General features: G+C 74.6%; 2 protein-coding genes and 1 pseudogene. All 3 read right to left on the bottom strand.

What is annotated here, in order from left to right; all coding sequences use genetic code 11:
* Positions 1–198 (bottom strand): hypothetical protein (locus tag MXD58_RS30695; RefSeq protein WP_308301959.1); only part of this gene is annotated, 198 nt, incomplete at its 3' end.
* Positions 199–242: 44 nt separating this feature from the next.
* Positions 243–3,917 carry a type I polyketide synthase gene (locus tag MXD58_RS30290; RefSeq protein WP_308301958.1) on the bottom strand — a complete coding sequence of 1,225 codons (3,675 nt, stop codon included), beginning with the start codon at positions 3,915–3,917 and terminating at the stop codon, positions 243–245.
* Between the two features lie 127 nt (positions 3,918–4,044).
* Positions 4,045–9,360: pseudogene (locus MXD58_RS12760) on the bottom strand (SDR family NAD(P)-dependent oxidoreductase); the annotation flags it as partial.
* Positions 9,361–9,391: the final 31 nt, after the last annotated feature.

The raw sequence follows: 9,391 nt of genomic DNA, 5'->3' as shown, positions 1-9,391 counted from the left end.
CGTCGACGCCGGGGCGCCGGTGGCCGACGCGGCGCTGGTCACGGGTACGGCGGTGCCGGTCGCGAACGGGTCGGCGGGCGGCGTCGGGCCACTCGGTGTGGCCGATCCCGCGGACCGGGTGACGCTGGCCGAGTCGGTGAGTCTCGCGATGATGGTCGTGCTCGAGGCGCTCAGCCCGGCGGAGCGCACGGCGTTCATCCTGCACGACGTGTTCTGCTACGACTTCGGTGAGATCGCCGAGGTCACCGGTCGTACCCCGCTGCGGCGAGCCAGCGGGCGGTATGCGCGCCCAGAGCGCCCAATCCGCCGGTCACGAGGACCGTGCCGTGGGGTGTCCACGCCGGTCGGTCCGCACCTGCTGACCGGCTGATGTCCGGGGCGGGCGAGACGCGCCGGACGAACACCCCGGCTGGCCGGATGGCCAGCTGGTCCTCGCCGCCGAATCCGCCCGCGAGCACCGTTGCCAGCATCCGGTAGATCTCCGCGTCGGACCCGGGACCGGCGAGGTCGATCAGTCCGCCCCAGCGGCGCGGATGCTCCAACGCCGCGACCCGGCCCAGCCCCCACAGGGCCGCCGCCATCGGGTTGGTCAGTTCCTCGTCCGGCCCGACGCCGACGGCACCGCGGGTCACCAACCACAACGGTGCGGGGCGATCGTCGCCCAGGCCGGCGCCGACGTCATCCAGGCCCCGCAACAGACCCAGCGCGGCGAGCAGCGTCTCGGGTGGCGCCGCGCCGTCCGCCCGGTCGACGCCGCCGTCACTCGGAACGCCGCCGTCGCTCGGGATATCGGTCGCCAGCAACGCGAGCACCCCGTCGACGCGGCGCCCCGGGGGCAGCACGTCCCGCAGCGCCCGTGTCCAGCTGGAGGGATCGTCGCCCGGACGCACCGGATCCCAGGTGAGTTCGACGACCTCCACGCCCGCGGCGGCGAGCATCCGCGCGCACTGCGCGCGCGGACCGTCGTCCGCCTGGCGGGGTGCGGTCACCAGCAGCCAGGTGCCGGTCGGCGAGGTGGACGCGGCGACGCCGAGTGGCTTCCATTCGACCTGGTAGCGCCAGGACCGCGACCGGCCGAGGGCCGGTTCCGGGGGCGCCAACCAGTATCTCTGGCGGGTGAAGGCATAGGTCGGAAGTTCGACGGGACGGCTCCCGGCCGCAGGCATGACCGCCGGCCAGTCCACCGACAGTCCACCCACGTGCAGGCTGGCCAGCGCGGTCAGGCAGGTCTGTGGTTCGGGCTGCCCCGGGCGCAGGGTCGCGACGACGATGGGTCGCGAGGCTCCTTCGGCGGGTACGGCGGGTACGGCGGGCGCGGCGTCGTCGAGGCACTGGCGCGTCATCGCGCTCAGCGCGCCGCCCGGCCCTACCTCGACGTAGGCCCGTGTCCCCGCCTCGTCCAGCCAGCGGACACCGTCGGCGAAACGCACCGCGCCGCGGGCGTGGCGCACCCAGTAGTCGGGCGAGGTGATCTGTTCGACGGTGTGCGGCTGACCGGTGAGGTTGGACAGCACGGGAATGCGCGGCGGCGCGTAGGTGAGCCGCTCGGCGACCCGGCGCAACCGCGCCAGCATGGGGTCCATGTGCGGGGAGTGGAACGCGTGGCTGACCCGCAGGCGGGTGGTGCGCCGTCCCCGGGCACGCCAATGGGCCGCGAGCTCGTCGACGGCCGCCGCGTCTCCGGAGATCACGCTGGCCATCGGGCCGTTGACGCCCGCCAGGTCCACCCGGTCCGCCAGGTCGACCAACGCCGCCAGCACCTCGCCTTCGCTCGCCTCGACGGCGACCATCGCGCCGCCGGGTGCGAGCGCTTCCATCAGCCGGCCCCGTGCGGCGACCAGCGCACAGGCATCGGGTAGTGACAGAACGCCGGCGAGGTGGATGGCGGCGAGCTCGCCGACCGAATGGCCCAGCAGATGGTCGGGGACGACGCCCCACGACTCGAACAGCCGGACCGTCGCGACCTCGAGGGCGAACAGCGCCGGCTGGGTGAAGCCGGTCCGGTCCAACGCCGCCGCGGCGGGCGTCCCGGGGGCGGCGAACAGAACCTCGCGCAGGGGACGCGGCAGGTGCCGGTCGAACTGCCCGCACACCTCGTCGAGGGCGGCGGCGAAGACCGGGCTGGTCTCGTGCAGTCGCGCGCCGACGCCAGGGCGCTGGCTGCCCTGGCCCGGCAGGAGGAAGGCGACCGGACCGGCCGGTCCCGCGAACCCGCTCACGGCGTGTGGAGTCGGTTCGCCGCGGGCTATCGCGCCAAGCCCATCGAGGGCCTCGACCCGGTCCCCGGCCAGGACGACCGCCCGGTTCCCGAGGCTTGCCCGGGTCGTCACCAGGGCGTGACCCAGTTCCGCCAGGCCCAGCTCCGGGCGCCGCTGGAGATGGTCGTGCAGCCGGCGGGCCTGCGCGGCCAGCGCGTCGGCACCCCGGCCCGACACGACCAGCGGAAACGGGCCGGGCGGGCCGGCACCGTCCCGGGTGTCCAAGGCGCTCGGGGCGGCAGGTGCCGCCGGCGGGTCCGAGCTGTCCGGGTCGGGTGGTGCCTGCTCGAGCAGGAGATGGGCGTTCGTCCCGCTGACCCCGAACGCCGAGACGCCGGCCCGGCGTGGATGTTCCGTGACCGGCCATGGTGCGGGTTCGGTCAGCACCCGCACGGCGCCGGCCGACCAGTCGACCTTGCTGGACGGAACGTTCACATGCAGGGTGCGGGGCAGCACGCCGGCCCGCATCGCCAGCACCATCTTGATCACGCCGCCGACGCCGGCGGCGGCCTGGGTGTGGCCGATGTTCGACTTCAACGAGCCGATGAGCAGCGGCCGGTCGGCCGGCCGCTGCTGTCCGTAGGTCGCCAGCAGCGCCTGGGCCTCGATCGGATCGCCCAGGACGGTCCCGGTGCCATGGGCCTCCACCGCGTCGACGTCACCCGGTCCGAGTCCGGCCCCCGCCAGCGCCCGGCGGATCACTCGTTGCTGGGACGGACCATTCGGCGCGGTCAGGCCGTTGCTCGCACCGTCGGAGTTGACCGCGCTACCACGGATGACAGCCAGGACCCGGTGGCCGAGACGGTGCGCGTCGCCGAGACGTTCCAGCACCAGCACGCCGACGCCCTCGCCCCAGCCCGTGCCGTCGGCGTCGTCGGAGAACGCCTTGCACCGGCCATCACGGGCGAGACCGCGCTGGCGGCTGAACTCCACGAACAGCCCGGCCGTCGACATGATCGTCACACCGCCGGCGAGCGCGGTCCGGCATTCACCGGCGCGCAGCGCCTGGCACGCCAGGTGAAGCGCCACCAGGGACGCCGAGCAGGCGGTGTCGACGGTGATCGCCGGCCCCTCCAGGCCCAGGACGTAGGCGAGGCGGCCCGACACGACACTGGCCGCCCGTCCGGTCAGCAGGAAACCTTCGGCCTCGGGCGGGGTCACCGGCAGGTTCGAGGCGTAGTCCTGACCGTTCGTACCGACGAAGACCCCGGTGTCGGCGCCGCGCAGAACCTGGGGATTCATCCCGGCGGTCTCGATCGCCTCCCAGGAGGTCTCCAGCAGCAGCCGCTGCTGGGGGTCCATCGCGAGGGCCTCCCGCGGCGAGATGCCGAACAGTTCGGCGTCGAACGTGCCGGCGTCGTCGAGGAAACCACCCGAACGCACGTAGGAGCGTCCGGGCCGGTCCGGGTCCGGGTCGTACAGTCCGTCGAGGTCCCAGCCCCGGTCGACGGGGAAGTCGGTGACGGCGTCCCGGCCGTCGACCAGCAGCCGCCACAGCTCGGCCGGTGTCCGCACCCCGCCGGGGAAGCGGCAGGCCATCCCCACGATCGCCACCGGTTCCCGTTCGGCGGCCTGCACGTCCGCCAGTCGCCGCCGGGCGAGGCGCAGATCGGCGGTGGTCCGCCGGAGGTAGTCGCGAAGCCGGTCCTCGGTGTTCACGCGACGGCGCCCGGTCGCGGCGACATTCCATGGTGCGACACGCGTACTCCTGTGGTCGCCGGGTCAGGGAGTCAGGCAGTCAGGGACTCGTTGGGTCAGGGAGTCGGTGGGTCAGGGAGTCGTTGGATCAGGGGGTTTCGAGCTCGGAGTCGAGCAGGTCGAACAGTTCGTCGTCCGAGTCAGGCGTGGGCTCCACCTCGACCGAGGGCTCGGCGACCAGCTCGGACAACAGCTGGCGCAGCCGGTGAGCGATCTCCGCCCGCTCCGGAGCGGACTCGGGGCCCAACGCGCACACGGCGGACAGGGCCGGTGCGAACCGGTCGAGTTCCGTACGGACGTGGGCCACCGTCGCCGCGGCCGAACCGCCCGCGGTCAGCGCCCCGGTGGCCGGTGCCCCGTCCGCGGGGTCCCGCCCGCACAGCGCGCCGAGTGCGCGGGCGAGCGCCACCGGAGTCGGATGGTCGAACACGGCAGTCGTCGGCAGACGCGTTCCGGCCGCCGCGTTCAGCCGGTTGCGCAGCTCGACGGCGGTGAGCGAGTCGAATCCAAGGTCGCGGAACGCCGCCTCGGAGCCGATCGCCGCGACCGAGCCGTGTCCGAGCACCGCGGCCGCGTGCGTGCCGACCAGCGCCACCAGCGTCCGCAGGCGCGCGGGCTCCGGCTGCCCCGCCAGCGTCTGGCGCAACACGAACGGCGCGTCCGTCGCCGCCTGCGTACCCGGGACGGACACTGGCGGTCCCACCATTCGGCGGACTGCCGGGATCTCGTCGAACAGTCGTTTCGGGCGGCCCCGCGCCAGCGTGCGAACCAGCCGATCCCAGTCGACGTCGAGGACCACCGAGGTGGCGAGATCGTGATCGAGGCTGTCCCGCAGCGCCCGCGTCGCCAGGTCCGGCCGCATGTCGAGCAGACCGTGGCGGCGCAGCCGCTCGCCGGCGGACCCCTCGACCATGCCGCCGTCGGCCCACAGACCCCACGCCACGGCGGTCGCGGGCAGACCACGCGCCCGGCGGTGTTCGGCCAGCGCCTCCAGGTAGGCGTTGCCCGGGGCGTAGTTGGCGACGCCGGGCAGTCCGAAGGTCGCCGTCACCGACGAGAAGAGCACGAACGCGTCCAGGTCCAGCTCACGGGTCAGCTCGTGCAGATGCCAGGCGCCGCCGGCCTTGACCCGTGCCACGCCGGCTATCCGCCGCGCTGTCAGCCGGTCCACGACGGTGTCGTCGAGGACGGCCGCGGCGTGGACGACCGCGCGCAACGGCGGCCCCGCCGTGAGGCCCGCCAGCAGCCGCGCGACGGCCTCGCGATCACCGACATCGCAGCTGACCAGGGACACGTCGGCGCCGAGATCGCGCAGCTGCGCGGCCAGCTCGGCCGCGCCAGGTGCGTCGGCGCCACGCCGGCTGGCGAGGACGAGACGCTCGGCACCGGCCCCGGCGAGCCACCGTGCGACCCATGCCCCCACTCCGCCGGTCCCGCCGGTGATCAGAACCGTTCCCCGTGGTCGCCATGGCCGATCCGCGGCACCGGGCAGCGGGGCGGGGGTGATCCGCCGGACCAGCGCCCCGGACTGGCGGATCGCCAGCTGGTTCTCGCCGTCCGGGTCGCGCAGAACGGCGGCGAGCAGATCGAGGTGTGCCGCCTCGCCGTCGGCGGGCAGGTCGACGATCCCGCCCCACACATCGGGGTACTCCAACTCCGTGACCTGCGCGAGACCCCACACCAGCGCCTGGGTCGGGCTCGGCACCGTGTCGCCCGCGACGGCGCGCACGGCACCCCGGGTCACGCACCACAGCGGCCCGTCGGCCCCGGCATCGCTGAGCGCCTGGAGCAGGGTGACGGTCGCGGCCTGGGCACGGACGAACTCGGGATGACCGGGACGTGGATCGGTGTCCAGGGCCAGCAGGGACAGGACGCCGCCCCGGGAACCGTCCGGCAGAACCGACGACAGCAGCCGGGTCAGCGCGTCGCGATCGACCGCGGCCGGATCGACGTGGAGCATCGCCGAAGGCACCCCGGCCCGGGTGAACGCGGCGGTACAGCCATCGGCCAGGGCATCCGTGGCGCCGACCGGCACGACGATCAACCAGGAGCCGGGCCGGGTGCCCGGGGACGGCTCGCCCGCCATGGGGGCGGCCCGCACCGGTCGCGGTGGCACCGGTCGCGGTGGCATCGGTCGCGGTGGCATCGGTCGCGGTGGCATCGGTCGCGGTGGCATCGGTCGCCAGGCGACGCGGTAGCGCCACCCGTCCCCCGCGGCCTCGGGGTGCCTGGTCACCGGGGGCTCGAGCCAGAACCGTTCGCGTTGGAACGCCATGGTCGGCAGGTCGACCGGGCGCGGCCGGTCACCGCGCGAGTCCGTGAACGCGGCGGTGAAGTCGACGGCCACACCGCGGGTGAACAGCTCCCCGGCCCCGGCCATCAGCCGTTCCCGGCCGCCGTGGTCGCGGCGCAGCGATCCGACGACGACGACCGACCGGTCCGCCCGCGCCGCCGTGTCCTCCACCGCCGCTGTCAGGACGGGGTGCGGGCTGATCTCGACGAACGCCCGGTGCCCGTCGGCGAGCAGCGCCTCGGTGGCCCGCTGGAACTCCACCGTCTCGCGCAGGTTGCGGTACCAGTAGTCCGCGTCGAGCGTGGCGGTGTCCAGCTCCGATCCGGTGAGGCTGGAGTAGAACGGGATGGTGGCCGGGCGTGGGCTGATGTCGGCCAGTTCCTGGTGCAGACGCTCACGCAGCGCCTCCATCTGAGCCGTATGCGAGGCGTAGTCGACGGGAATCCGCCGAGCCCGAATGCCGTCGGCCTCGCACCGCGCCAGCAGCTCGTCCAGCGCCTGTGCATCACCGGCCGCCACGAGTGATCCCGGCCCGTTGACCGCGGCGACCTCGAGGCGACCCGGCCAGGACCGCAGTGACGCCTCGAGCGCGTCCCTGGGCAGCGACACCGAGACCATGCCACCCCGGCCGGCCGCCGCGGCGCGCAACGCCCGGGCGCGGACGCAGACGACCTTCGCCGCGTCGGGCAGCGAGAGCGCGCCGGCGACGCAGGCCGCCGCGATCTCGCCCTGAGAGTGTCCGACGACCGCCGCGGGTTCCACTCCGTGGGACCGCCACCACGCCGTGAGCCCCACCATCACCGCGAACAGGACCGGCTGGACGACGTCCACGCGTCGCAGGCTCGGTGCCCCCGCCTCGCCGCGCACCACGTCGAGCACGGACCAGCCGGTGTGCGGGAGGATCGCCTCCGCGCACTCGCCCAGGGGGGCCGCGAAAGCCGGCTCGTCCGCCAGCAGGTCGCGGACCATGCCGTCCCACTGGGAGCCCTGACCGGGGTAGACGTAGGCGATGTCGCCGTCGATGTCGGCGACGCCCCGGGTCAGGTTCGCCGCCGGCTGGCCGGCCTCGAGCGCGCGCAGTCCACAGCGGAACTCATCGACGTCGGTGGCGACGACGACGGCGCGATGGCTCAGCGCCGCCCGGGTGGTGGCCAGCGCGTGACCGGTGTCGCGTGGCCGGGCCAGCGCCGGGCCCGGCGCCAGGCCGTCCCCGTCCACGTCCCCGTCCCCGTCCACGTCCACGTCCCGCTCGATCTGGAGCCGCAGGCGCCGCGCCTGCGCCGCCAGCGCGGCCTCGCCGCGGCCGGAAACCAGCCAGGGGACCACCCTCGGGGCGGGACCGGGCCCGGCGGATTCGGCCGCACCCGGCGTCGTGGCGCTCCTCGGCGGGCCGGTGGTGAGGCCGGCCGCGGCGGCGGGCGCCTGTTCGATGATGGCGTGGGCGTTGGTCCCGCTGATCCCGAAGGAGGAGACGCCGGCCCGCCGTGGGCGCTCCGTCGCCGGCCACCGGGTGCTCGCGGTCAGCAGCCGCACCGCACCCGAAGACCAGTCGACGTGCCGTGTTGGTGACGTGACGTGCAGCGTCTTCGGCAGCCGGCCGTGGCGCATCGCCAGGACCATCTTGATGACGCCCACCACGCCCGAGGCCGCCTGCGGGTGGCCGACGTTGGATTTCACCGAGCCCAGCCACAGGGGACGGCCGACCGGCCGGTCCCGGCCGTAGGTGGCGAGCAGGGCCGCGGCCTCGATCGGGTCGCCCAGCGGCGTGCCGGTGCCGTGGGCCTCGACGGCGTCGACATCACCTGGGGCGAGTCCCGCCGCGGCCAGCGCCCGCTGGACGACCCGTTGCTGGGACCGCCCGTTGGGCGCGGTCAGGCCGTTACTCGCACCGTCCGAGTTCACCGCGCTGCCACGGATCAGTGCGAGGATCGGATGCCCGGCCCGGCGCGCCGTCGACAGCCTTGCCAGGACCAGGACACCGACGCCTTCGGCCAGCCCGAACCCGGCCGCGTCGGCGGAGAAGGCACGGCACCGGCCGTCGGCGGACAGCGCGTCCTTCCGGCTGAACTCGATGAACGAACCCGGATGGGGCATCACGGTGACACCGCCCGCCAGCGCCAGCGAGCACTCCCGGCGGCGCAGCGCCTGCGCGGCGAGATGGATGGCCACCAGCGAGGACGAACAGGCCGTGTCCACCGACACCGCTGGTCCTTCGAGGCCAAGCACGTAGGCCACCCGCCCGGAGGCGACGCTCGCGGTGGTGCCGGTCAGGACGAAGCCCTCGAGGTCGGCGGGTGCCGCGTCCAGCCTCGGACCGTATCCCTGCTCGGTCACCCCGGCGAACACCCCGGTGTCGGTGCCACGCAGACTCGTCGGGTCGATCCTGGCCCGTTCCAGGGCCTCCCAGGAGGTCTCGAGCAGCAGGCGCTGCTGGGGATCCATCGCAAGTGCCTCCCGCGGGCTGATCCCGAAGAAGGCCGCGTCGAAGGCGGCCGCGCCGGTCAGGAAGCCGGCCTCGCGCTGCCGGTTGGGACCGTGCTGGGCCGGCTGGGCCGCGGTGAGCTGGTCGAGGTCCCAGCCACGGTCACGCGGCAGCCCCCCGACCACCTCCGCGCCGTCGTCGAGCAGCCGCCACAGCGCGTCCGGGTCATCGATGCCCCCGGGTAGTCGGCAGCTCATCGCGACAATCGCGATCGGGTCGTCGAGGCCCACGCCCTCGCCCACGCCGGCCGCGCCGTCGGCGCTGTTCGGGGTGGTCGGCGACGGCCGGGCCGGGGCGTTCCCCCAGGATTCCCCTTCGCCGCCGGTGTCGAGTTCGGCCAGCAGGTGACGGGCCAACGCGCGAGGTGTCGGATGGTCGAAGACGAGGGTCGGCGCCAGTCGTAGTCCGGTCAGCTCGCCGAGCCGGCCACGCAGCTCCAGCGCCGGCACCGAGTCGAGACCGATCTCGCGCAGCGCCGCCCCGGGCGGCACCGACTCGGCCGACGGGCGCCCCAGCAGGGACGCCACCTCGCCGCGCACGAGGGCGAGCAGGAGCCGTTGGCGCCTCGCCGGCGACCGGCCGGCGCCGCGCCCCCCCCCCGCCGGGCCCCCCGGCCCCGCCCGCCCCCCGCACATTAAAAAAAAAACCAACCCACCCAAA

This window comes from Frankia sp. AgKG'84/4 (genome assembly GCF_023242965.2).
GTDB lineage: Bacteria > Actinomycetota > Actinomycetes > Frankiales > Frankiaceae > Frankia.
Note: the sequence above shows the minus strand (reverse complement) of the source record. Positions and strands in the feature narration are given on the sequence as shown.